Raw genomic sequence first — 22,616 nt, 5'->3', positions numbered from 1 at the left:
CTCGTAAACGTCTTGCGACATACCGCTCTACGCAGCCCCCCCTGGCCCCTTCCTGGTCGGCCTCCCGCTCGCGCGGGAGGCCGTCTCGTTCGTCCGGGTGTCCCTGATCAGGAACCCGTCTTCTTGTTCTTGTCGGTGACGTCCTCGAACTCCGCGTCGACGACTTTCTCGCCCTTCGCGTCGGTCGCGCCGCCACCCGTCCCGCCGGCCGCCGTCCCGGCGGCACCCGCCTGGGCTTCGGCCTGCTGGGCCTTGTACATCGCCTCGCCGAGCTTCATCGCGGCCTGGGTCAGGTCGTTGGTCTTGCCCTTGATGGCCTCGACGTCCTCGCCCGCGAGGGCCGTCTTCAGCCCTTCGAGCGCACCCTCGATCTCGGCCTTCTCGGTGGGGCTCACCTTGTCGCCGTACTCCTTCAGGTGCTTGTCGGTCGAATGGACCAGCGCCTCGCCCTGGTTACGGGCGTCGATCAGCTCGCGCTTCTTCTTGTCCTCCTCGGCATGCAGCTCGGCGTCCTTCACCATCTTCTGGATGTCGGCCTCGCTGAGGCCGCCCGAAGCCTGGATGCGGATCTGCTGCTCCTTGCCGGTGGCCTTGTCCTTGGCCGAGACCTGCACGATGCCGTTGGCGTCGATGTCGAACGTGACCTCGACCTGCGGCACGCCGCGCGGTGCCGGCGGGATGCCGACCAGATCGAACTGACCCAGCATCTTGTTCTGGGCGGCGATTTCGCGCTCGCCCTGGAAGACGCGGATGGTCACGGCCGTCTGGTTGTCGTCGGCCGTCGAGAAGGTCTGGCTCTTCTTGGTCGGGATCGTCGTGTTGCGCTCGATGAGGCGCGTGAACACGCCGCCCAGCGTCTCGATGCCGAGCGACAGCGGCGTCACGTCGAGCAGCAGGACGTCCTTGACCTCGCCCTTCAGCACAGCCGCCTGGACCGCTGCGCCGACCGCGACGACTTCGTCGGGATTGACGTTGCGAGCCGGCTCCTTGCCGAAGAACTGCTTCACCACCTCGATGACCTTCGGCATGCGCGTCATGCCGCCGACCAGGATGACCTCGTCGATCTGACCGGCCTGAAGGCCGGCATCCTTGAGCGCCGCCTTGCAGGGCTCGAGCGTCCGCTGCACCAGGTCGTCGACCAGCGACTCGAGCTTGGCACGCGAGAGCTTGAGCACGAGATGCTTGGGACCGCTGGCATCGGCCGTGATGAACGGCAGATTGATCTCGGTCTCCTTGGAATTGGAGAGCTCGATCTTGGCCTTCTCGGCCGCTTCCTTGAGACGCTGCAGGGCGAGCTTGTCGTTGCGCAGGTCGATGCCCTGCTCTTTTTTGAACTCGTCGGCCAGGTAGCTGATGATGCGCTGGTCGAAGTCCTCGCCGCCCAGGAAGGTGTCGCCGTTGGTCGCCTTGACCTCGAACACGCCGTCGCCGATCTCGAGGATCGACACGTCGAACGTGCCGCCGCCAAGGTCATAGACCGCGATCGTGCCGGTCTTGCGCTTGTCCATGCCGTAAGCGAGCGCCGCGGCCGTCGGCTCGTTGATGATGCGCAGCACTTCGAGGCCGGCGATGCGGCCGGCATCCTTGGTGGCCTGGCGCTGGGCGTCGTTGAAGTAGGCCGGGACGGTGATGACCGCCTGCTCGACCTTCTCGCCGAGATAGGCCTCGGCCGTCTCCTTCATCTTGCCGAGAATGAAGGCCGAGATCTGGCTCGGGCTGTACTGCTCGCCATTCACCTCGACCCAGGCGTCGCCGCTCGCGGCCTTCTCGATCTTGAAGGGGACGAGCGTCTTCTCCTTGGCGACCATGGGGTCGTCGAAGCGACGGCCGATCAGGCGCTTGACCGAATAGAGGGTCTTCAGCGGGTTGGTGACGGCCTGGCGCTTGGCAGCCTGGCCGACCAGGCGCTCCCCGCCATCCGTGAAGGCGACCATCGAAGGCGTCGTGCGCGCGCCCTCGGAATTCTCGATGACCTTGGTGTCGCCGCCTTCCATGACCGCGACGCACGAGTTGGTCGTTCCCAAGTCGATGCCAATGACTTTCGCCATGATTTCTACTCTCTTCCCTCGGCAAGCCGTTCCGGGCCCAAAGGCGCCCGATCGGCCCCCGTACTGTGGTTACCTGCCGGAAAAACCGGGTCAGGACAGGGGCTATATAGGTCCTGTCCGCCTGCCTGCAATGGACGTGAGGACCAAAATCTCCGCTGGAATGTGCCGTTCGGCGCACTACCGGTCGGACTCATGGGGAATGGCCGGCGAGGCCGGCCATCACCTTAATTCGCGTTGGCGGCCGCTGCGCCGGCGGCCGGGCCGCCCTTGGAAACCGCGACCATCGCGGCCCGCAGCAGCCGGCCGGCGATCAGGTATCCGGGGATCAGTTCCTGGACCACCGTGCCGTGCGGAACGTCGGGATTTTCGACCTCCATCATGGCCTGATGGAATTCGGCGTTGAACGGCTTGCCGAGGCTCTCGATGCGGGTGACGCCGTGGCGCTCCAGCACCGACTGCAGCTCCCGATCGGTCGCCTGGATGCCGACGATCACGTTGCGCATGGCCGGATCGAGGGAATCGAGGTCGGCGGGCAGCGCCGACAGGGCACGGCCGAAATTGTCGGCCACCGAAAGTACATCGCGGGCAAAGCGCTCGACACCGAACTTGCGCTCCTTCTCGACATCCTGCTGAGCCCGGCGGCGCACGTTCTGCGCCTCGGCCAGAGCCCGGAGCTGCCTGTCCTGGAGCTCGGCCTTCTCGGCCTGGAGCTGGTCGACGAGCCGCTGCCATTCGGCCGCGGTCTCCGGCCGGGGCGGAATGTCGATATTGTCGGGGTCGACCGGCATATCCGCCGGGGCGCCGCCCGCGGATGGATCGCTGGCCATGGTGTGTCCCTTTGTGTGGTGTGTTGGTTGCTCGAAGCGGCCTTCACTTAGGGATGAGGCCGGCCCGGGTCAACTGGCTCAGCTCGCCTGCAGGGGCGCATGCAGCTTGGTGCCGCGCACGATGATGCCGCCGCGGTCACCGATGGTTACCTGACCGTAGCGCTGGGCGAAGATCTCGGGCAGCGGCCGGGCTGCATCGGCCGCCAGCCACAGCCGCAGCAGGTGGCGGCGGCGCTCCGGTTCGGGCCAGTCGTCGAAGCCGGTGCGGTCGTGCAGCATCGTATGGTTGTGCACCAGCTGGACGTCGCCCGGCTTGAATTCCATGAACGTGTTCAGTGCGGGGTCGTTGGCCAGCGAGTCGAACAGGTCGAGGGCCTTGACCAGTTCCGGCGTGTGCCGCGGCGCCTCGGGGAAGCGTTGGGCCGAGTCGATGTACTGGCGCTGGTAGATCGCGGTCAGGTAGCCTTGGTGCCAGTTGAACACCGGAATCTCGAAGAAGGGCTTCTGTCCTTCCGGCACCTCGCCGCGCCGGTCGGTGGCGATCGGCTGGAACAGCAGCTTCAGCAGGTCGGGCCGGCGGCGGCGCATCTCGTTGAAGATCGTGGTCGAACTCACCAGCGCCGACAGCCCGCCCGATTTCGCGGTCTTGAGGCAGAGCAGCCCAACGATGTCGCAGGAATCGGTGTGATAGGTCTGCCGCTCGTGGGTCTGGTAGATGCGCACGTTGGGGTCGTTCACGTCGAGCCCGAGATCCTGCACGTGGCCCAGCACATGGCCCTTGCCGTTCTGCGAACGGGCGCTGCCGAGATGGGCGCCCAGGCCGAAAAAGGCCGTCGCCGATTCGCGGATCGACCAGCGCTCGACCGGCAGGCCGCGCAGCAACAGGAAGCCGCGGCCGCTCAGCACCTCGTCGTCGACGCGCGAGCGCAGCCTGGCGCCGAGGGTCGGCAGCGGGAAATCCTGCGGTTTCAGCACGGCGATGTCGGCATCGCGCGCGACCAGCGCCTGGGTCGCCGCCTCGACCTCGGCCACCTCGGCGGCCGAGAGCGGCATCATCCAGTCGTCGCGCGTGGCGATCTCGGGTCCATACCAGGCGGCGGCGCCGGTCTGCTCCGGCGGGAGTTCGTACGACATGATCAGGCGTTCCTCAGTTCAGTCTTCTTATGCGTCCCAGGGAAACCGCGGGGCGAATAGTTCGGTATCGCTGGTCGACAGACGGTAGCTCTCAGTGGCGTTGACCAGGGCGGCGCGGATGCCGGGCTCCAGCGCGCTGTGACCGGCATCGGGGACGATCACGTAGCGCGCCTCGGGCCAGGCGCGGGCCAGTGCATCGGCCGTCACCGGCGGGCAGACGATGTCGTAGCGGCCCTGGACGATGGTGCCGGGGAGGTGGCGGATGCGATCGAGACCGGCCCAGGGCCAGCCTTCCGGCACGAAGGTGCCGTTGGCGAAGTAGTGCGCCTCGATGCGCGATAGAGCCAGCGCGAAGCCGCCGTGGTCGGTCTCGAACGGTGCGCGCACCGTCGGGTAGAGCGTCGAGCAGGCCGCCTCGTAGCGGCTCCAGGCCCGTGCCGCCGGACGGTGCAGGTCGGGATTGCGGTCGATCAGCCGGCGATAATAGTTGCCCAGCAGGTCGCCGCGTTCCTCTGCGGGCAGATGCTCGGCGAACTCGCGCCACGCTTCCGGGAAGATGGTGCGCATGCCCTGGAGGAACCAGTCGATCTCCGGGCGCGCGCCCAGGAAGATGCCACGCAGGATGAAGCCGGTCGCCCGGCCGGGGTGGCTGAGGCCATAGGCCAGCGCCAGCGTGCTGCCCCACGAGCCACCGAACAGCAGCCAGCTCGGAATGCCGAGATGCGTCCGGAGCTTCTCCATGTCGGCCACGAGATCGGCCGTGGTGTTGTCCCGCAACTCGCCGAGCGGCATCGAGCGGCCGCAGCCGCGCTGGTCGAAGACCACGATCCGGTAGAACTGCGGATCGAAGAAGCGACGATGGACGGGGGCGGAGCCGGCGCCCGGCCCGCCATGCAGGAAGACGACCGGCACCCCCTCTGGATTGCCGCTCTGCTCCCAGTAGATCGTGTGGCGACCGTCGACCGCCAGCATCCCGCTGGCATAGGGCGAGATCTCAGGGAAAAGGTCGGAGCGAAGAGGGGTCTCTGAACGCGGCATGCGATTGTCCTCGGAGGCATCACTGCCATAGCGGCAGCACTCGTACCAGCCTTGCAGGCGATTGCAGCCTCGTCGGTCGAGCGTCTAAGGTCGAGTCGTTCCAGGAGGATCCGTGGGTATTCGCCGTATTCTGGCGCTGGTCGCATTGCTGGCCAGCGTCGTTGCCTGCACGTCTGCAGAGCCGTCCGCCTCAGCCTCGGCTGCGGCGACCGGACGCGGCCCGGCCGCCCTGCCCCGCGGCATCGAAAAGCTCGTCGGCCCGGCCGACCAGGATGTCCGTCTGCAGGCCTATGTCGAACAGGTCGGTCAGCGCGTGGCGACGGCTGCCGGTGTCGGCGGCTTCAGCTTCGTCGTGCTCGATTCGCCGGTCGCCAATGCGCATGCCGTGCAATCCTATGTCTTCGTGACGCGAGGCTTGCTGGCCCTGCTGGAGAACGAGGCCGAGCTTGCCGCAGCGGTCGGTCATGAACTCGGCCATCTGGTGCAGCGCCACGCCGCGCAGCGCGCGCGTGCGCGTCAGGGTGTGCTCGATGCCGCGATCGGCGCGGCGGCCGCCAGCGGGTCGGTTACCGTCGGCCGTGCGGTGGCGCAGGACGGCTTGCTCGCCCTGCGACGCTACTCGCGCGAACAGGAACTCGAGGCCGACCGTCTGGGTCTCGGCTATATCGTCAAGGCCGGCTATCGCGGCGATGCGATGGCGTCCCTGATCGAGCGCCTGCGTCGCCAGGGCTCGCTTGAAGCGCAAATCATGGGCGAGTCGCCTGATGTCAGCGATCGGCCGAGTGCCGCGTCGACCCATCCCGTGCCGATGGAACGCACCTCCGCCATTGCCGGCCTGCCGCTCGCGAATGCCCCGGGCGAAACCAACGAGAAGGGCTACTTCGCGGCGATCGACGGCATGTCCGTCGACGATTCGCCGCGCGAAGGCTTCATCCGGGGTCGCACTTTCCTCCACCCGACGATGCGCCTCGCCTTCACCGCGCCGCCGGGGTTCCGCCTGCTCAACGACAGCGACGGCGTGCTGGCAGTCAACCGCGACCGGTCTCTGATGCTGTTCGCCTGCCTGTCGACTTCGATTGCGGGTCCGCTCGACGACTGGATGCGCAACAAGCTGAAGCCCACGCCCACCAACATCCAGACCCTGGAGATCAACGGCAACGAGGCGGCGATCGGCGCTCGCCCGCGCGGCTCCGATACCGGGCTTGGCCAGGCGCGCTACATCGTCATCCGGGACGGCAATCGCGTGTGCAACTTCGCGCTGGTCAGCGAAGGCGCGAACCAGGATCGCCAGATCGACGAGATGGTGCGGGCGGCGAGGACCTTCCACACCCTGACGCCGGCCGAAGCCGGAGCACTGCGGCCGTACCGGCTGCGCATCGTCTCGCCGGCGGGATCGACGCCTGCACAGCTCGCCGCCCGCATGCCCTATCCCGATCTCAAGATGGAACGTCTTCTCGTGCTGAACGCGGCGCAGACACCCGCCGAGCTCGCAAGCCGCGCGCAGATAAAGATCATCGAGCCTTAGGCTTCGATCCGCTCCCGCACGTTGCCGCCGGCATCGAGCCCCACCAGGGCCGGTGCGCCCCGCGTGACGGTCAGGACGCGGCCGGAGTCCTGCGGGACGTTCCGGGACGGGGCGGTGCCGCGCACGACACGCTCGATCGCGGGCCAGCCGCCATTGCCGGCCTTGCCCAGCGCCTCGTCGAGGGCCGAGTCGGTCTGGGTGCTCCACCAGAAGGCATCGGCCTGCCCATCGAGCGGCCGGCCGGGATCGACTCCGCTGGCGGCAAAGACGAGACGGCCGTCGGCGCTGAAGGCGGCGCGGGACAGGGCGTTCAGGAGATCGGCGTGGCCCGGTCGGGCGGCCTGACACGCGCGCAGGCCCGAGGTCCAGCGGGCGATCGCCCGGGGGCCGTTGCGGCTGGCGATGCGCCCCTCGGCGATGGAATAGCCGTAGGCCTCGATGATGGCGGCCAGTCCCCGCGACAGCATCCAGTCGAGCACATCGAGCGGCGCCAGCGCGAACTGGAGCTGCAGCGCCTTGTGCCAGATTTCCTCCTGTGGCCCGCGCAGGAAGACGAAATCCTCGACTTCGGCGCCCGGCCTCGCCAGCAGGCGCCGGCGCAGCAGCAGCATGAGGTCGAGCGTGCGCGGCGTATTGCCGGCGGCGCCTGGCATGTTGCCCAGCACCACGAGCCGGTCGCCGGGCTGCCAATGCTGCATCAGCGCGCTGCCCAGCCGCTCGAGCGCGGCGTCGTCGCCGGCCAGGGCGCCGAGCGCCCACGTGGTGCCGCCTTCGCGCAGGCGGGCGATCGAGGCAACTTTGGTCATGACCGAGGAGACGCGCGTCGAGTGGCCGAACATGAAAAAGGCGGCTCGACAGGAAAATGTCGGGCCGCCTTTTCGCTCATGGTCGTACCAGGACCGTCTAGGCGACCTTCTGCAGGACGCTGTTGAGTTTCTGGGTCGCCAGATCCTTGTCGATCCGTTCGACCGCGGCGAGTTCGCGCGCCAGCCGGTCCAGCGCGGCCTCGTAGATCTGCCGTTCGCTGTAGGACTGGTCGGGCTGGCCGGCGTTGCGATGGAGGTCGCGCACGACTTCGGCGATCGACACCGGGTCGCCCGAGTTGATCTTGGCTTCGTATTCCTGGGCGCGGCGGTTCCACATGGCGCGGCTCACGCGGCTGCGGCCCTTGAGGGTCACCAGCGCGCTTTCCATGATCTTGCGCGAGCTGAGCTTGCGCAGACCGGAAATCTTCGCCTTCGCCACCGGAACGCGCAGCATCATGCGCTCCTGCTCGAATGAAATCACGAACAGGTCGAGCTTGTGACCCGCGATCTCCTTGGCTTCGATATCAATCACGCGGCCGACGCCATGCGTCGGGTACACCACGAAATCGCCCTTCTCGAAGGCATATTCCTTCGGCTTGGCGGGCGCCTTCTTCGGCTTGGCCATATCATCTAGTCCCTTCACAACAGCCCCGCTTTCTGCGATACCGCGACCCACCGCATACGCTCCCCTGCGTATTCGGCCCGGCGTCACGCCATCGGTAGGTTTCTTTCGGATACCGAAGTGGACACCGAGCGAGCGGCGGACCGGACCCCGGACCGCTTCAAGCGGCAGTCTCATATCAGAATTCAGGCGTTGAGTCGCGTAATATGTTGCATTTCAGCAACGGTCGAGCCATGCAGAAACTGCATGGCTGTTGCAAAAGGTACAATAAAGAACTTTACGCGAGGTAGGTTCTAGCGGGCCGCAGGCTTGTCGCTGAAGTACTTCTCGAACTTGTCCTTCTCGTCCTTGAACTGCTCGGCATCGGCCGGTGCCTCACCCTTGCGGGTAATGTTGGGCCAGGTCAACGACAGACTGCGGTTCAGCTCCAGCCATTTCTCCAGGCCCTTTTCGGTGTCGGGCAGGATGGCATTCGGCGGGCACTCGGGCTCGCAGACACCGCAGTCGATGCATTCGTCCGGATTGATGACCAGCATGTTGTCTCCCTCGTAGAAGCAATCCACGGGGCACACTTCGACACAGTCCATGTACTTGCACTTGATGCAAGCCTCAGTCACGACGTAGGTCATATCAGCTCCAGAAACGAGCGGCGGCTGCTTAACGTGCGAACCCCCGCCGCGCAAGGCTGGCGAAGGCGCGCACACCATTTAAGGCGAGTCGATCTCCTCATACAACGCGCGTGCTTCCGGTGCGGGCCCGCGACGTTCACCGAGCGCTACGATACGGACGACTCGCACCCGAGGTCCAAGCGCAAAAGTGAGCACCATGCCCGGTGCGACGGTGGCATGCGGCTTCTCGACGGCGCGGCCATCGATCCGGCAGCGCGATTTCTCCACGTAACGCGACGCCAGGGTGCGGGTCTTGAAGAAGCGCGCGTGCCAGAGCCACTTGTCGAGCCGCATCGCGCCTCAGCGACTCACGGGCAGCTACTTCTTTCCACCGAGCTTGAGCTCGAGCAGCTTGGCGAACGGCGAATCCGCGGCCGGATCGCCCTTCGCCTCCGTCGAAGCGTACAGGCGCAGGGCTGGTCCGCCGCTGTCGCGCCGCGGCGGGCGCGGGCCACGCCTGTCGTCGCGACCGCGATTGTCCTGCGGTGGGCGACCGTCCTTGCGTTCCTGCCTCGGACCCTCGGGACGCGGGCCCTTGTCGGGCTGGCCGCCCCCTGGCCGCGATCCACTGCGCGGGCCGTCATCCCTGCCCTTGGGCGGGCGCGGTGAATCGGCAAAGAACTGACGCTCGTTGGGCCGTTCCGGGCGCTCGCGGCGACGCTGGTTGCGTTCGCGCTCCTGCAGGCGCTGACGCTCGCGCTGCTCCTCCCGCTCGCGCACGAAGCGCGGCTTGATGGAGAAGGCGTAGAGCGGTCCGTTCTCTTCCGACGGCGGATGCACGCGATAGCCGAGGGCCCGCAACACATTGGCCATCTCGGGCTCGGAGCAGCCGACCAGCGACATCATCTGCGGCGTGGCCCGGAACCAGCCCGGCGGCAGCGGACGCGGCTCCTTCTTCACCGGCTTGCTCTCGGACCGGGCAGCGGCGTTCTCGGCCGGCTCCGGCGCGGCTTCCGCCGCCGTTTCCGGGGCCGGTTCGGTCGCGGTTGGTTCGGCCACCGCCCCTTCGACCAACGTCTCTTCGACCACCGTCTCTTCGGTCGTCAGCTCCTGCGGCGCAGGCGTCTCTGCGGGAACCGGGTCGGCAATCGGTGCGGCCTCGGCAGGGGCGACGGCAACCGCTGCCTCGGCAGGCGCCGGCGCCGGTTCAGGGACCGGCTCGGCGGCGGCGACAGGCTCGGAAGCAGGGGATTCGGGTTCGGCTGACGGCTCGCTCTCGCCGAAAGCCGCGGCGACGATCGCCCACTCGCTGATCTCTTCCGCCGTCGCAGGGGCGGGAATCGCGGGCGCGGCACCCTTTACCTCACCGGCGGGCTTCTTTTCCTGGTTTTCCTGCTGCTGGGCACGGCGCGACGCTTCGCGGCTGTCGCGAACCGCGGCCCGCGCCATGGCGGCCAGACGCTCGACCATGTCAGCGCGGATCGCGTGGTCGCCGAGCGGCAGATAGCCGATGGTCGTGTAGAAATCGCGCTCGGCATCGCGCGGCAGATCCATCGAGGTACGGCCCTCGGCCGGCAGCGTCGGGATCGTCTCGCGGTTCCTGGCGATCATCCAGAGTCCGGCGCGCAGGCGGATCGGCACCGGTTTCAGCATGCTCGGGAAATAGAGCGAGAACACGCCAATGCGGACGCCGAGGCGCGCCAGTGCCTTGCGATCCTCGTCGCTGAGCTGGGTGAGCTGCTCCTCGACCGGGCGGCGCGGCAGAACTCCCAGTCCTTCGCAGAGCTGGAAGATGACGCCGCGGGCACCGGCCGGAAGTTCCGTCGTGGCGCGTGCGTCCATCAACTCGCTGAGGCCGAGGCGGATGCGGGTTTCCACCCAGGTCGCGGCGCGCTTGCGCACTTCCTCCCGGGCCGGGCCGTCCAGCAGGTCGGTGGCAATCGCCTCGACCTTGGGTGCCAGCACGTCGCCAGACGGCAACAGCCGCGCCACGGGGCCGCCGCCCCAGCAGACACGCAACTGCCCGTCGAAGACGATTTCGCCGTCCTGACTGTTCACGAAGGCCTGCAGGCGGTCGGGCAGATCCTGGCGCAGGGCGCGCAGAGCTGCGCTCAGCACCGCCTTCTGGTCGGTCTGTCCTTCCGTGGCATCCGGTACGAAGCGGAAGCCCTCGACGCGGCCGAGATGCTCGCCCTCGACCGTGACTTCGCCCGCTGCGGCGACTGACGAGTTCATTTCACCCTCATCGCGCAATCTTCGTACAAGCAAAGCCGCGCGTCTATCGACAAACCGTTGTGTGAGCCGCTGGTGCAAAACATCCGAAAGCCTGTCCTCGATGGCGCGCGCGCGCTCCTGCCAGTGGGTGGCGCGCTGAATCCAGTCGGGCCGATGGGAAATATAGGTCCATGTCCTAACGTGTGCGATGCGCGCCATCAACGTGTCGATGTCGCCATCGAAACGCTCGAGGCGCTTCACGTGGCTCTCGATCCAGTCCTCGGGCAGCCTCTCACCGCCCTGCGTCAGATGTCCGAAGAGCTGTCCCAGCAGCTGAATGTGCTCTTCCGTCATCGTCTTGCGGAAGTCGGGGACCTGACACACTTCCCAAAGCAGCTTGATTCGGCGAGGCGAGTGCAGGCGCGGCAAAAACGCCGACTGGGCCGCCAGCGTCTGCAGGGCGAGCTGATCGTCCTGCTCGCGGACCCGCTGGAGCGCGGGATGGGGCGGGCTGGCGTTCAATGAGCCGACCAGGGCCTGGACCGACCGGAAATCGAGCTGGCTGTTGCGCCACTGCAGGTCGCGCAGCGGATCGAAGCGGTGGTTCTCGATGGCCTCGACGACCTCCGCGTCGAGGCCGGGTACCCCAGCCGTGGTGCCGAAGGTGCCGTCGTTCATGTGCCGGCCGGCGCGGCCGGCGATCTGCGCCAGCTCGCCGGTGCGCAGCGGCCGTGAGCTGCGGCCGTCATACTTCCGCAACGACGCGAACCACACATGGTTCACATCCATGTTGAGGCCCATGCCGATCGCGTCGGTCGCCACGAGATAGTCGACCTCGCCCGACTGGAACATGTCGACCTGGGCATTGCGCGTCCGCGGGCTCATGGCGCCCATCACGATCGCGGTGCCACCGCGCTGACGGCGGATCAACTCGGCGATTTCATAGACTTCGTTGGCCGAAAATCCCACGACCGCCGAACGATGCGGCAGGCGCGTCGCCTTCTTCGATCCGACATAGGTCAGGTTGGAGAAGCGCGGGCGGGCGACCACGTCGATGTCGGGCAGCAGTCGGTTCAATACCGGACGGATCGTGTCGGCGCCCAGCAGCATCGTCTCGTTCAGGCCGCGCGCATGCAGCAGCCGGTCGGTGAAGAAGTGGCCGCGCTCCGGATCGGCCGCCATCTGCACCTCGTCCACGGCGAGGAAGGAAACCGGCCTCTCGACGGGCATCGATTCCACGGTGCAGACGAAGTAGCGCGCACTCGAAGGCGCGATCTTCTCCTCGCCGGTGATCAGCGCGACCTGGGCGGCGCCCTTCAACTTGACGATGCGATCGTAATTCTCGCGCGCCAGCAGACGCAGCGGAAAGCCGATCATCCCCGAGTCGTGGCCGAGCATGCGCTCGATCGCGAGATAGGTCTTGCCGGTATTGGTGGGGCCGAGGACGGCGGTCAGGCGGCCGGAGGCGCCGGAAAACGACATGCAGGCACCATCGCGCGCGGCCGCGGCGGAAGCAAGGCCGCCCCTTCAGGCCGAGGCGCCCCTGGCCTGCGCGAGGCCGAGTGCCTGCAGGGCCCGCGCCAGGACAAGCGAGCGGTTGTCGGCCCGCCACACCACAGAAACCTCGTTGATCGGCGCCTCGCCGCGCAGCGGCTTGAAGGCGACGCCGGGAAATCCCGCGGCGGCCAGCGTACGCGGTATCACCGAAACACCGGCGCCGACCGAGACCAGGCTGAGGATGGTGAGCAGATTGCGCGGCTGATGGGGCGGGATCGTCGGGCTGATGCCGGCGGCGCGGCAGGCAGCGATGATGCTGTCGTAGAAGATCGGCGACATGTGCCGGAGCGGCAGGACGAAATCGTCACCGGCGAATTCCGAAAGCCTCACCCGGCGGCGGCCGGCCAGGCGGTGCACGTCCGACATCGCCATGAACATCGGCTCGCGGACGATGGTGCGTGTCACCAGGTCGGGATGAGGCGTCGGCATGTGGAGGAAGCCGATGTCGAGCTTGTCCTCGTGCAACGCCTCGATCTGCTCCGACGAACTCATTTCCTGCCACAACACCGTGACGCCCGGCACGCCGCGCGAAATCTTGCTGTAGAGCTTCCGGATCTCGGTGAAGACCGAGGAGGTGATCAATCCAGCGCGCAAATAGCCGCCGCGGCCCTCGTGCGCGCGCTGCACGACATGACGCAGCCCGTCGGCCTGGGCGATCAGCCGGCGCGCCTCGTCGAGCAGCGCGGTGCCTGCGTCGGTGATGCGCACCGATCGCTTGGTGCGATGGAACAGCAACGCGCCGATTTCCAATTCCAGGTTCTTGATGTGCTGGGTGAGCGGCGGCTGGGAAAGGGCGAGGCGCTTCGCCGCGCGGCCGAAATGCAGTTCTTCGGCGACGGCCAGGAAGCAGCGAAGGGAGCGCAAGTTCATCAGTAATAGGATAATCAGAATAGTCTGATTTAAAAAATATAATTCTCATATGATCGGACTCGGCGAATCCTTCCCCTCGGAGGAAACGCAAAATGAAGACGAGACGATTTGTGCTGGGCGCGCTGGCGGCGCTTGCCTGCACCGGATCGGCGCTTGCCGGAGCCTGGGCGCAGACTCAGAGCTATCCCGACAAGCCGATCCGGCTGATCGTGCCGTTCACGCCCGGCGGCGTGACCGACAATATCGGCCGCGTACTGGCCGAGCGCATGGGTCGTGAACTCGGACAAAGCTTCATCATCGACAATCGCGCAGGCGCCAACGGTCGGATCGGGACCGACGTCGTCGCCAAGGCCGCGCCCGATGGCTACACGCTGCTGCTGGGCGGCATCGGCGCGCTCACCATCCATCCCCACATGCTCAAGGTGCCCTATGATCCGGTGAACGACTTCGTGCCGATCAGCCTCGTCGCGACGAACGACGTCGTCATCGTCGTCAACCCGAAGCTGCCCGTGAAGACGCCGGCCGAACTGGTGGCTTACGTAAAGGCCAACGGGGCCAAGATGCAGTACGGCTCGTCGGGCATCGGCGCGCCCACTCATCTCGCGGCGGAACTCTTCAAGTCACGTGTCGGCTCCGCCATGGTGCACGTGCCCTACAAAGGCGACAGCGCCGCCATCATGGATGTCGTCGCGGGCAACGTCGATCTCAGCTTCTCGACCGTTTCGGCCACTCTGTCGCTGATCCAGGCCGGCAGGCTCAGGGCGATCGCGATGACCGGCCTGCAACGCTCGCAGAGCCTCCCCGACGTACCGACGCTCGACGAAACGGTGCTGAAGGGGTTCAACGCCGATAGCTGGGTCGGCCTGTTCGCACCCGCCCATACGCCCGAGCCGATCATCAAGCGATTGTACGATGCCACCAAGGCTGCGCTGGCCGATCCCGATGTCGCCCGGAAGCTGATCGCCGGTGGCAACACCATCGTCGGCAACGACACCGCCCAGTTCCGCGCCTTCCTCGATACCGAATCGAAGAAGTGGGGCGACGTGATCCGCAGCGGCAACATCAAGCTGGACGAATGATGCTGCCCGGCAAGCGAGCGGATTCATCGACGGCGCTGCAGGCCAGGAGGGCCATCGGATGAGCCAGGATCCCGTCCTCTACGAGATGCAGGGTCCGGTGGCGATCGTCACCCTGAACCGGCCGGAGAAGCGCAATGTCGTGAACACGGCAATGCGCGACGGCGTCCTGGCGGCGTGGAAACGCTTCGACGCTGACCCCGCGGCGCGGGTGGCGATCCTGACCGCTGCCGGCGACAAGGCCTTCTGTGCCGGACGCGACCTCTCCGAGGCGTCGAGCGGCCATGGCCACGGCTTCATCCCGATCCTGCGCGACGAGGTGTCGGTCTCCAAGCCGGTGATTGCCGCGGTCAACGGAGCGGCGCTGGGTGGCGGCTGCTTCATGGCGATCTCGTGCGACCTATGCGTTGCGGCCGAGACCGCGAGCTTCGCGCTGACCGAGGCTCGTGTCGGGCGCGCGCCGATCTATGCTTTCTGGCTGAACGGCGCGATCCCGCAGAAGGTGGCGCTGGAAATGTCGATGACCGGCAATCCGATCACGGCGCGGCGCGCCTACGAGCTCGGCCTGGTCAACCACGTCGTGCCCGACGCCTTCCTGATGGAGAAGGCGCTGGGCCTTGCGATGGATCTTTGCGCCGCCGCACCGCTCGCGGTGAGTGCGACCAAGGCGATGATCTACGAGACCGCCGGGCTCGGGCCCGAAGCCGCGATGGCGGTGTCACTGGAGCGCTTCAAGCCGGTGTTCGAAAGCGAGGACGCCGTGGAGGGCATGCGCGCCTTCCGCGAGAGGCGACCGCCGGTCTGGAAGGGAAAATAGGAGAGAACGATGCCCCTGCTTTGCGAGAAACGCGGCCATGTGGCCATCCTGACCCTGAGCCGGCCCGAGGCGCGCAACGCCTGGGACGAGGACTTCAACGAAGGCCTCGAAGCGCGGCTCAGCGAACTCGAGCACGACCACGAGATCCGCTGTGTCATCCTGACCGGCGACGAGAAGGGCGCCGCCTTCTCGGCCGGCGCCAACCTCGCCGACACCGAAACGCACACGGTCGCATCGCCGGCGGCGTTCATCACCGGCATCCCGCACTGGCGCAAGTTCGTCGCCAACCTGCTGACCGACTTTCCCAAGCCGGTGATCGCCGCGGTCAACGGCTACGCGATCGGCATCGGCTGCATCGCCACCTATTGCTGCGATCTGATCGTGGCGTCGGAGCGCGCCGAATGGCGCCTGCCGCAGGTGCGACTCGGTATCATGCCGGCCTATGGCGGCGCGGTGCGCCTGTCGCGCTGGGTCGGCAAGGGCAATGCGATGAAGGCTGCGCTCGGCCATCCGATCGACGGTGCCGAGGCCTATCGCATCGGCCTTGCGCAGTGGCTGGTGCCGCACGCCGAGCTCATGGATCGCGCCCTCAAGGTCGCCGACGACATCGCGGCTCTGCCGCCGCTCGCGGCGCGGCTGGCGAAGGAATCGCTGACCAAGGGCCTCGACATTCCCAACATCCAGGATGCTTCGGAAGTCGACGTCTATCGTTTCATGGCGCTCAGCCAGACCGAGGACTCCAAGGAAGCTCACAATGCCTGGCGTGAGAAGCGCGAGGCCGCAGTGCGCGGTACCTGACATGACAGCCTTTACGGGCATCCGCGTCCTCGATCTCAGCCGCGTCCTCGCGGGGCCGTCCTGCGGGCAGATGCTCGCCGACTTCGGCGCCGACGTGATCAAGGTCGAGGATGTGGGCGGCGACGAGAATCGCAAGTGGGCGCCAGTCATCGACGGCCAGAGCGCCAACTTCCTCAGCGTCAACCGCGGCAAGCGCGGCATGACGCTCAATCTCAAGAGCCGCGCCGGCCAGGAAGTGCTGGCCGGGCTCGTGCGCAAGGCCGACGTGGTGATCGACAGCTTCCTGCCTGCGGTCGCGCGGCGGCTGGGTGTCGACGACGCGACGCTGCGCGCGGTCCGGCCCGATCTCGTGCATGCGACCATCAGCGGCTATGGTCACGAGGGACCGCTCGCGGACAAGCCGGGCTACGACCTCATGCTGCAGGCCTTCAGTGGCATGATGGCAATGACAGGCGAGCGCGACGGTGGCCCGATCCGCGCCGGTGCGTCCTTCATCGACATGGCGACCGGACTGCTGGCCTTTTCGGGGATCGCCACGGCGCTCTATGCGCGGCAGGCCGGAAAGGCGGGCGGCCAGCACATCCGGGTTTCCCTGATGGAAACGGCGATCGCGCTGCTCGGCTATCACGTGCCGGCCTACACGATGGGCGGCAAGGTACCGCCGCGCGACGGATCGGGCGTGTGGCACATCGTGCCCTACCAGGCTTTTGCGACACGCGACGGTCACGTGCTGGCGGGCGCCACCAACGACGCGGCATGGCAGCGTCTGTGCGGGGCGATCGGCGCGACGGCGCTCGCGTCCGATCCGGCGCTCGCCACCTCGGCGCTGCGCATCGAGAACCGCGACAAGGTGATCCCGGCGCTGGCCGCGATCTTCGCGACCCGGTCCACGGCCGACTGGGTCGAGGCGCTGGACGCCGCCAATGTGCCGTGCGCGCCGGTGAACGACATCTCGCAGACGCTGGCCCATCCGCAGATCGCAGCGATGAAGATGGTGCTCGACGTGGCCCGCCGAGATGGCGGTTCGATGCCGCTGGTCGGTGTGCCGCTCAACCTGTCGGCGACGCCGGCGGCGCCCGGCGCCGCCCCGCCGCGGCTCGGCGAACACACCGACGCCATCCTGCGTGGTGAACTTGGATTGGACGAGGCGCGCATCACGGCGCTTCGGAAAGAGGGAGCGATATGAGCGGCAGGATCGAACTCGAACGGCGGGCCGACGGCGTGGCCGTGCTCTGGATCGACAATCCAGCGCATCGAAACGCACTGAACAATACGCTGATCGATGCGCTGACAGGGCACTGCCGCACTCTTGCAGCCGATCCCTCCTGCCGGGTCCTCGTGATGCGCGGCCGCGGCGGCATCTTCTGCGCCGGGCGCGAGCTGCGCGACCTGCGGGCGCTGCAGGATGCGTCGAACGACACGATCGTGGCGACCTACGAGAAGCTGAAGGCGCTGAACGAGGCGGTGTGGTTCTGTCCCAAGCCGACCGTGGCGCTGATCGAGAAGTACGCCTTCGGCGCCGGCGCCACCCTGTCGAGCTGGTGCGACATCGCTTTGTCCGAGGAAACGGCGTTGTTCGCCTACCCTGAAGTCCATCACGGTTTCCCGCCGTCGCCCGCGCTGATGGCTCTCTTCCTGGCCGTCGGCCGCAAGAAGGCGATGGAGCTGGTTCTGACCGGCCGCCGCATCGACGCGCTGGAAGCCGACCGAATCGGCCTGATCACGCGCGCCGTGCCGGCGGCGTCGCTCGAGGCCGAGCTCGACAAGCTGCTGGCCGGCCTGCTGCGCAGCGGCCCGGATGCCGTGGCGCGCACCAAGCAGTTCGTCTGGCACAGCGACGAGTCCGGCCATCGCGCCTCTATGGCGACCGCGGTGGATTCAATCAGCCTTGGCCTGGCGAGCCCGCAGGCCCGCGAAGGCATCGCCGCCTTCTTCGACAAGCGCATTCCGAGCTGGTGACGGCAACAACGGCAAGAAAGAAAGGGAGGAAGAAAATGAATCGACGCAAGCTTCTCATCGGCGCCGCCGCTCTCGGCGTGGGCGCGTTGCAGGGCGCGAAAGCGGCCGTCGCGCAGGATACCTATCCTTCCAAGCCGATCAGGCTGGTGGTGCCGTTCCCGCCGGGTGGCCCGACCGACGTGTTCGGCCGCCGCTATGGCGAGCGCCTGTCGGCTCTGCTGGGCCAGCCCGTCTTGATCGAGAACAAGGCGGGGGCCGGCGGCACGATCGGCGCCGACCTCGTCGCGAAGTCGAAGCCCGATGGCTATACGATGCTGTTCGGCTCGTCCTCGACGCAGGTCACGAGCCCGCTGCTGATGCCGACGCCGCCCTATCATCCGGTCAAGGACTTCGTCCTGTTCATCGTCGGGCGCGTGCCGATGGTGATCGCGGCGAACCCGGCGCTGCCGGCCAAGACGCTGCCGGAGCTGGTGGCGCTCCTCAAGGCCCATCCCGACAAATATCGGTACAGTTCCTCAGGCATGGGCAGCATCAACCATCTTGGGGCCGAGCTCTTCAAGATGAAGGCCGGCAATCTCAGTGCTCTGCACGTGCCTTACAAGGGCAACAGTCCGGCGCTGCAGGCCTGCCTGTCGGGAGAGGTCGATTTCATGCTCGACACGTTCGGGACCTCGTTCAGTCACTACAAGTCGGGCAAGCTGCGCTATCTCGCGGTCTGCGACGAGAAACGCTCGGCGCTGGCGCCCGAGGTGCCGACGACCAGTGAGTGCGGCTTGCCCGAAGTCCAGGTACTGACGGTCAATCCGGTGGGACTGCCGGCCGGCACACCGCAGCCGATCGTGACTTCGATCGCCGAGGCCACGCGCAAGGTCATGGCTGAAGAGAAGCTGCTTGCAGATCTGCGCAATATGTCGATCGATCCGGTGGGGGATGCCGATGCAGCCAAGTCGGCCGCCTACTTCACGCGCGAGATCGAGCGGTGGGAGCCGATCATCAAGGCGACCGGCGCCAAGATGGAATAGCCGTCAGCCCGAATAGGCGGGTTCCAGCTTGTTGCAGCCGATCATCGCGCCGTGGTCGGACCACTGGACCAGCACGGCCACGCCCTGGGTGGCGCCGATGTCACCGCCGGGGACGGTCCAGCTTTTCGCTGCGCCGTCCCAATGGTCGATCAGTTCGAGCCGTCGCACGACATTGAAGTTCTCGATCATGCGGCCCTGGTTCTCGCCGCTCTTCACCGGCGTGGTGTGGCGGCGGTCATAAACGGCGAGCGTCACATCGGCGGTGCGCCCGCCGAGCGGGAAGGCATCCAGCCTGATGGTGAGCGGCTTCCCCATCGTCCGCGCGAGTTCGGGCGTCGCCCGCCGGGGCGAGAGAGCCTGTGCCCTGGCCAGCAGCGCTTCGATGGGCGCCTTGTCCCGACCTGTGTCGTGACCGATGCCGTCGACCACCATCTCCGGCGTGTAGACATAGCGTTGCTTCAGCACGCGGGCATAGGCGCGCTGACGTTCGGTCGTTTCGCGCGAGGCGAAGGGATCCCGCCAGCCGATATAGTCCCAGTAGTCGACGTGGAAGGCGAGGGCGACGATGTCTGGGCGCAGGGACAGGCGACCGAGGTAGGCGTCGGCTGGCGGGCAGGAACTGCATCCCTGCGACGTGAAGAGCTCGACGGCCCATGGCCCGTCGCTGGCTGGCCGCGCGGCCAATGGCAGCGCCGCCGACAGGCCGGCGGCGGCCCCGCCTATCAGCAGGGATCTGCGACTGGGAATTAGACACGTCGTCATGAGCGACAGGATGCGCGCGTCGCCCGTGCTCTGCCAATCAACAATCGCTCACCGATCGCTCACTGCCCGGTGACGTCCGGCCGCGTGGGGCAATCCGCCCCTTATGGACTCACAAAGCGTAATATTATAACAATCCACCGTATGCTTCGCCCTCTCTCTCCCGGTACGACCCTGCTCGCCATGAGCGCTCCGACCCGGATCGCTGCAGCGATCGGCGTCTCGACGCTGCTTTGGCTGTGTGCCTGGTGGGCGCTCTAGGCTCGCCATGACCGCCGCGCTGCGCCTCACCGACCTGACCGTGAGTTATTACGACCGTCGCCCGGCGGTCCATCACGTCTCCGCGGAGATCCCGGCCGGCGAGATGACGGCCATCGTCGGTCCCAACGGGGCGGGCAAGAGCACGCTGTTGAAGGCGCTGCTCGGTCTGGCGCCGCGGGTCGAGGGCCGCATCGAGTGCACCGCGAAGCGGATCGCCTATCTGCCCCAGCAGGCGGAGATCGATCGTTCCTTCCCGATCTCGGTGCTCGATACGGTCCTGCTCGGCCGCTGGTCGCGATTCGGCGCCTTCGGGGCCGCCCGCCCGGTCGATCTCGACGACGCCCGGCGCGCAATCGAGGAAGTCGGCCTCTCTGGCCTCGAGCGCCGTCCGATCGACACACTGTCCGTCGGCCAGTTCCAGCGCGTGCTGTTCGCGCGCCTGCTGCTGCAGGATGCCGACCTCGTGCTCCTCGACGAGCCGTTCGCTGCCATCGACAGCAGGACCGTTTCCGATCTGATGGTCGTGATTCGCCGCTGGCGCGATGAGAAGCGCACCGTCGTCGCGGTGCTGCACGATTTCGACCAAGTTCGGCGCGACTTCCCCTACGCGCTGCTGCTGGCATGCGAACTGGTCGATGCGGGTCCCACGTCCCGTGTCCTGTCGCCCGAGAATCTGCTGCGGGCCCGCGCCCTCGCCGAATCGCGCGACGAGCCTGCCGGCACCTGCGACGTGCCCCTGCGTCTCAGCGCCTGATCGAGCGCTTCGCGTCATGTTCCACGAGTATGTGATCGCGCCCTTCGCCGATTTCGGCTTCATGCGCCGCGCGCTGGTCGCGAGCCTGGCCCTGTCGATGGGCGGCTCGGCGATCGGTGTGTTCCTGATCCTGCGCCGCATGAGCCTGATGGGCGACGCGCTGGCACATTCGCTTCTGCCCGGCGCCGCCCTGGGCTTCCTGATCGGCGGCCTGTCGCTGCCGGCGATGAGCCTGGGTGGCTTCATCGCCGGCGTCACGACGGCGCTGCTCTCGGGCGTCATCGCGCGTTTCTCCAGCATGCGCGAGGATGCGAGCTTTGCCGCCGCCTACCTGACGGCAATGGCGCTCGGCGTGCTGATCGTCTCCCTGCGCGGCTCCGCCGTCGATCTCATGAACATCTTGTTCGGTGCGATCCTGGCCGTCGACGAGCCGGCGCTGATCCTCGTCGTGTCGACCGCGACCGTGACCCTGATCGGTCTCGCCGCCATCTACCGCCCGCTGGTCGTCGAATGCTTCAATCCGGGCTTCCTCGCTGCCATGGGGATGCGCGGCTCGCTCTATCACTATCTCTTCCTGTCGCTCGCCGTGCTCAACATGGTGGCGGGGTTCCAGGCACTCGGCACGCTGATGGCGCTGGGCCTTATCCTGTTGCCCGCCGTCGCCTCGTCCTTCTGGGCGCGTGAAGTCTGGTCGATGAGCCTGGTCGCGGCGCCGATGGCATTCGCCTCCGCGGCCATTGGACTGCTGGTGTCGTTTCATGCCGGCCTGCCGTCCGGTCCGGTGATCGTGCTGTGCGCCAGCTCGTTCTTCCTGGTGTCGCTGCTCTTCGGGTCGCGTGCCTCGGTGCGCGCCCGCCTGTCGCGGTCGGTTCACTTGCGCGGGTGACGCGGCGGGCTAGGGTGCCTCCTGCGGAGGAACCAAGCATGACCAACTCGCCGGTAACGGGCGTCACCCTCAAGACCACGACGGCCAACACCATCCACATGCGCTATGCCGAAGCCGGCCCAAAGGACGGCAGTGGACCGCTCGTGCTGTTCTGCCACGGCTGGCCGGAGAGCTGGTATTCGTGGCGCCACCAGCTCAAGGCGGTGAGCGAAGCGGGCTTCCGCGCCGTCGCGCCCGACATGCGGGGCTATGGCGGCACCCAGTCGCCCGAGCCGATCGACCAGTACACGCTCTTTCACCTGGTGGGCGACATGGCCGAACTGGTGAAGGCGCTGGGCGAGACGAGGGCGGTGATCGTGGGCCACGACTGGGGGGCACCCGTCGCCTGGCATGCCGCCCTGTGGCGGCCCGACCTCTTCACCGCCGTCTGCGCCATGAGCGTGCCCTATGCGCCGCCGGGCTATGTCGACATCCTGTCGGCACTGGAGAAGCTCGGCATCGACAACTTCTATCTGCAGTACTTCCAGAAGCCGGGTGTCGCCGAGGCCGAGCTGCAGCAGGACATTCGCGGCGCCTTGCGCAAGCTCTACTACACGGCCGGCGGCGAGATGGTGGAGAAGGACAAGGGGTTTGGGCGCCTGACGGGAGGCTCGCTTCTGGCCAACACCGTCGAGCCGGAAACGCTGCCCGCATGGCTCAGCGATGCCGATCTCGATTACTATGCCGGGGAGTTCGCGCGCGCCGGCTTCCGCGGCGGGCTCAACTGGTATCGCAACCTGCGGCGCAACTGGGAGCTCAGCGGGCCGTGGCGCGGCCAGCCGATCCGCCAGCCCTCGATGTTCATCGCCGGCAGCCGCGACGGCGTGCTGCGCTTCCCGGCCGCCAAGAGCCAGCTCGACGCCTACCCGACGACGCTGCCGGGCCTGCGCGGCAGCCACATCCTCGACGGCGCCGGCCACTGGGTGCAGCAGGAACGCGCGAGCGAGGTCAATCGCCTGCTGATCGAGTTCCTAAAGGGGCTCTGAGGCAAGGCGG

General features: G+C 67.1%; 21 protein-coding genes. 10 read left to right on the top strand and 11 right to left on the bottom strand.

The features are described from left to right. Positions 1 to 107: 107 nt before the first annotated feature. The 4 genes from dnaK to pip form a co-directional block, all read right to left on the bottom strand. Positions 108 to 2,048, bottom strand: a complete 1,941-nt coding sequence (gene dnaK, locus ACT6UX_RS09780) for a molecular chaperone DnaK (protein WP_444774958.1) — start codon at positions 2,046 to 2,048, stop codon at positions 108 to 110. 224 nt (positions 2,049 to 2,272) lie between these two features. After that, on the bottom strand, positions 2,273 to 2,875 hold the full coding sequence (locus ACT6UX_RS09775; RefSeq protein ID WP_444774957.1) for a nucleotide exchange factor GrpE: 603 nt from the start codon (positions 2,873 to 2,875) through the stop codon (positions 2,273 to 2,275). A gap of 78 nt (positions 2,876 to 2,953) precedes the next feature. Beyond that, positions 2,954 to 4,009: a TauD/TfdA family dioxygenase gene (locus ACT6UX_RS09770; RefSeq protein WP_444774956.1), complete on the bottom strand. Its 1,056-nt coding sequence runs from the start codon at positions 4,007 to 4,009 to the stop codon at positions 2,954 to 2,956. A 27-nt stretch (positions 4,010 to 4,036) separates the two neighbouring features. Further along, positions 4,037 to 5,047, bottom strand: a complete 1,011-nt coding sequence (pip, locus tag ACT6UX_RS09765; protein WP_444774955.1) for a prolyl aminopeptidase — start codon at positions 5,045 to 5,047, stop codon at positions 4,037 to 4,039. Between the two features lie 112 nt (positions 5,048 to 5,159). On the opposite strand from pip, the gene ACT6UX_RS09760 reads away from it, so the two are divergent. After that, complete coding sequence (locus ACT6UX_RS09760) at positions 5,160 to 6,572, top strand: M48 family metalloprotease (RefSeq protein ID WP_444774954.1); 1,413 nt, start codon at positions 5,160 to 5,162, stop codon at positions 6,570 to 6,572. On the opposite strand, the gene ACT6UX_RS09755 is transcribed toward ACT6UX_RS09760, so the two are convergent. The 6 genes from ACT6UX_RS09755 to ACT6UX_RS09730 all read right to left on the bottom strand — a co-directional run bounded on the left by ACT6UX_RS09755 (position 6,569) and on the right by ACT6UX_RS09730 (position 13,249). Beyond that, positions 6,569 to 7,378 carry a hypothetical protein gene (locus ACT6UX_RS09755; RefSeq protein ID WP_444774953.1) on the bottom strand — a complete coding sequence of 270 codons (810 nt, stop codon included), beginning with the start codon at positions 7,376 to 7,378 and terminating at the stop codon, positions 6,569 to 6,571. The two genes, ACT6UX_RS09760 and ACT6UX_RS09755, sit on opposite strands and share 4 nt — an antisense overlap. A 97-nt stretch (positions 7,379 to 7,475) precedes the next feature. Next, positions 7,476 to 8,003 (bottom strand): CarD family transcriptional regulator, encoded by a 528-nt coding sequence (locus ACT6UX_RS09750; protein WP_298315789.1) that lies wholly within the window; start codon positions 8,001 to 8,003, stop codon positions 7,476 to 7,478. 290 nt (positions 8,004 to 8,293) lie between these two features. Continuing rightward, entirely contained in the window at positions 8,294 to 8,629 is a 336-nt protein-coding gene (gene fdxA, locus ACT6UX_RS09745; protein WP_298315792.1) for a ferredoxin FdxA, read from the bottom strand. A gap of 78 nt (positions 8,630 to 8,707) precedes the next feature. Then, the gene (locus ACT6UX_RS09740) at positions 8,708 to 8,962 is read right to left on the bottom strand and encodes an RNA-binding S4 domain-containing protein (RefSeq protein ID WP_298315795.1); all 255 of its coding nucleotides are present in this window, start codon (positions 8,960 to 8,962) and stop codon (positions 8,708 to 8,710) included. Between the two features lie 24 nt (positions 8,963 to 8,986). Then, complete coding sequence (locus ACT6UX_RS09735; RefSeq protein WP_444774952.1) at positions 8,987 to 12,304, bottom strand: helicase-related protein; 3,318 nt, start codon at positions 12,302 to 12,304, stop codon at positions 8,987 to 8,989. A 45-nt stretch (positions 12,305 to 12,349) separates the two neighbouring features. Next, complete coding sequence (locus tag ACT6UX_RS09730) at positions 12,350 to 13,249, bottom strand: LysR substrate-binding domain-containing protein (RefSeq protein ID WP_444774951.1); 900 nt, start codon at positions 13,247 to 13,249, stop codon at positions 12,350 to 12,352. Positions 13,250 to 13,341: 92 nt separating this feature from the next. Between ACT6UX_RS09730 and ACT6UX_RS09725 the strand changes: the two genes are divergently transcribed. The 6 genes from ACT6UX_RS09725 to ACT6UX_RS09700 are packed head-to-tail and all read left to right on the top strand — an operon-like array spanning position 13,342 to position 18,921. Then, positions 13,342 to 14,328 carry a Bug family tripartite tricarboxylate transporter substrate binding protein gene (locus tag ACT6UX_RS09725; protein ID WP_444774950.1) on the top strand — a complete coding sequence of 329 codons (987 nt, stop codon included), beginning with the start codon at positions 13,342 to 13,344 and terminating at the stop codon, positions 14,326 to 14,328. Between the two features lie 58 nt (positions 14,329 to 14,386). Beyond that, positions 14,387 to 15,142 carry an enoyl-CoA hydratase/isomerase family protein gene (locus ACT6UX_RS09720; protein ID WP_444774949.1) on the top strand — a complete coding sequence of 252 codons (756 nt, stop codon included), beginning with the start codon at positions 14,387 to 14,389 and terminating at the stop codon, positions 15,140 to 15,142. 9 nt (positions 15,143 to 15,151) lie between these two features. Further along, positions 15,152 to 15,940, top strand: coding sequence for an enoyl-CoA hydratase/isomerase family protein (locus tag ACT6UX_RS09715; RefSeq protein WP_444774948.1), 789 nt, complete (start codon positions 15,152 to 15,154; stop codon positions 15,938 to 15,940). Position 15,941: 1 nt separating this feature from the next. Then, positions 15,942 to 17,126, top strand: a complete 1,185-nt coding sequence (locus ACT6UX_RS09710; protein ID WP_444774947.1) for a CaiB/BaiF CoA transferase family protein — start codon at positions 15,942 to 15,944, stop codon at positions 17,124 to 17,126. Then, positions 17,123 to 17,899 carry an enoyl-CoA hydratase/isomerase family protein gene (locus tag ACT6UX_RS09705; protein WP_444774946.1) on the top strand — a complete coding sequence of 259 codons (777 nt, stop codon included), beginning with the start codon at positions 17,123 to 17,125 and terminating at the stop codon, positions 17,897 to 17,899. Before ACT6UX_RS09710 ends, ACT6UX_RS09705 begins: the two co-directional genes overlap by 4 nt. Positions 17,900 to 17,934: 35 nt before the next feature. Further along, positions 17,935 to 18,921 (top strand): Bug family tripartite tricarboxylate transporter substrate binding protein, encoded by a 987-nt coding sequence (locus ACT6UX_RS09700; protein ID WP_444774945.1) that lies wholly within the window; start codon positions 17,935 to 17,937, stop codon positions 18,919 to 18,921. 3 nt (positions 18,922 to 18,924) lie between these two features. Here the strand turns inward: ACT6UX_RS09700 and ACT6UX_RS09695 are convergent, their stop codons facing one another. Further along, on the bottom strand, positions 18,925 to 19,683 hold the full coding sequence (locus ACT6UX_RS09695; protein ID WP_444774944.1) for a DUF1223 domain-containing protein: 759 nt from the start codon (positions 19,681 to 19,683) through the stop codon (positions 18,925 to 18,927). 265 nt (positions 19,684 to 19,948) lie between these two features. Between ACT6UX_RS09695 and ACT6UX_RS09690 the strand changes: the two genes are divergently transcribed. The 3 genes from ACT6UX_RS09690 to ACT6UX_RS09680 are packed head-to-tail and all read left to right on the top strand — an operon-like array spanning position 19,949 to position 22,606. Continuing rightward, complete coding sequence (locus ACT6UX_RS09690) at positions 19,949 to 20,695, top strand: metal ABC transporter ATP-binding protein (protein WP_444774943.1); 747 nt, start codon at positions 19,949 to 19,951, stop codon at positions 20,693 to 20,695. Positions 20,696 to 20,711: 16 nt separating this feature from the next. Beyond that, complete coding sequence (locus ACT6UX_RS09685) at positions 20,712 to 21,581, top strand: metal ABC transporter permease (RefSeq protein ID WP_444774942.1); 870 nt, start codon at positions 20,712 to 20,714, stop codon at positions 21,579 to 21,581. A 38-nt stretch (positions 21,582 to 21,619) separates the two neighbouring features. Further along, complete coding sequence (locus ACT6UX_RS09680) at positions 21,620 to 22,606, top strand: alpha/beta fold hydrolase (protein ID WP_444774941.1); 987 nt, start codon at positions 21,620 to 21,622, stop codon at positions 22,604 to 22,606. Positions 22,607 to 22,616 lie beyond the last annotated feature (10 nt).

This window comes from Reyranella sp. (assembly GCF_052439685.1).
In the GTDB taxonomy this organism is placed as follows: Bacteria; Pseudomonadota; Alphaproteobacteria; order Reyranellales; family Reyranellaceae; genus Reyranella.
This window is presented reverse-complemented; position numbering and strand designations above follow the sequence as displayed.

What these genes read in the sequence shown, in the direction of transcription:
- dnaK (WP_444774958.1), bottom strand. Translation starts at nt 2,048, where the DNA reads ATGGCGAAAGTCATTGGCATCGACTTGGGAACGACCAACTCGTGCGTC.
- ACT6UX_RS09775 (WP_444774957.1), bottom strand. Translation starts at nt 2,875, where the DNA reads ATGGCCAGCGATCCATCCGCGGGCGGCGCCCCGGCGGATATGCCGGTC.
- ACT6UX_RS09770 (WP_444774956.1), bottom strand. Translation starts at nt 4,009, where the DNA reads ATGTCGTACGAACTCCCGCCGGAGCAGACCGGCGCCGCCGCCTGGTAT.
- pip (WP_444774955.1), bottom strand. Translation starts at nt 5,047, where the DNA reads ATGCCGCGTTCAGAGACCCCTCTTCGCTCCGACCTTTTCCCTGAGATC.
- ACT6UX_RS09755 (WP_444774953.1), bottom strand. Translation starts at nt 7,378, where the DNA reads ATGACCAAAGTTGCCTCGATCGCCCGCCTGCGCGAAGGCGGCACCACG.
- ACT6UX_RS09750 (WP_298315789.1), bottom strand. Translation starts at nt 8,003, where the DNA reads ATGGCCAAGCCGAAGAAGGCGCCCGCCAAGCCGAAGGAATATGCCTTC.
- fdxA (WP_298315792.1), bottom strand. Translation starts at nt 8,629, where the DNA reads ATGACCTACGTCGTGACTGAGGCTTGCATCAAGTGCAAGTACATGGAC.
- ACT6UX_RS09740 (WP_298315795.1), bottom strand. Translation starts at nt 8,962, where the DNA reads ATGCGGCTCGACAAGTGGCTCTGGCACGCGCGCTTCTTCAAGACCCGC.
- ACT6UX_RS09735 (WP_444774952.1), bottom strand. Translation starts at nt 12,304, where the DNA reads ATGTCGTTTTCCGGCGCCTCCGGCCGCCTGACCGCCGTCCTCGGCCCC.
- ACT6UX_RS09730 (WP_444774951.1), bottom strand. Translation starts at nt 13,249, where the DNA reads ATGAACTTGCGCTCCCTTCGCTGCTTCCTGGCCGTCGCCGAAGAACTG.
- ACT6UX_RS09725 (WP_444774950.1), top strand. Translation starts at nt 13,342, where the DNA reads ATGAAGACGAGACGATTTGTGCTGGGCGCGCTGGCGGCGCTTGCCTGC.
- ACT6UX_RS09720 (WP_444774949.1), top strand. Translation starts at nt 14,387, where the DNA reads ATGAGCCAGGATCCCGTCCTCTACGAGATGCAGGGTCCGGTGGCGATC.
- ACT6UX_RS09715 (WP_444774948.1), top strand. Translation starts at nt 15,152, where the DNA reads ATGCCCCTGCTTTGCGAGAAACGCGGCCATGTGGCCATCCTGACCCTG.
- ACT6UX_RS09710 (WP_444774947.1), top strand. Translation starts at nt 15,942, where the DNA reads ATGACAGCCTTTACGGGCATCCGCGTCCTCGATCTCAGCCGCGTCCTC.
- ACT6UX_RS09705 (WP_444774946.1), top strand. Translation starts at nt 17,123, where the DNA reads ATGAGCGGCAGGATCGAACTCGAACGGCGGGCCGACGGCGTGGCCGTG.
- ACT6UX_RS09700 (WP_444774945.1), top strand. Translation starts at nt 17,935, where the DNA reads ATGAATCGACGCAAGCTTCTCATCGGCGCCGCCGCTCTCGGCGTGGGC.
- ACT6UX_RS09695 (WP_444774944.1), bottom strand. Translation starts at nt 19,683, where the DNA reads ATGACGACGTGTCTAATTCCCAGTCGCAGATCCCTGCTGATAGGCGGG.
- ACT6UX_RS09690 (WP_444774943.1), top strand. Translation starts at nt 19,949, where the DNA reads ATGACCGCCGCGCTGCGCCTCACCGACCTGACCGTGAGTTATTACGAC.
- ACT6UX_RS09685 (WP_444774942.1), top strand. Translation starts at nt 20,712, where the DNA reads ATGTTCCACGAGTATGTGATCGCGCCCTTCGCCGATTTCGGCTTCATG.
- ACT6UX_RS09680 (WP_444774941.1), top strand. Translation starts at nt 21,620, where the DNA reads ATGACCAACTCGCCGGTAACGGGCGTCACCCTCAAGACCACGACGGCC.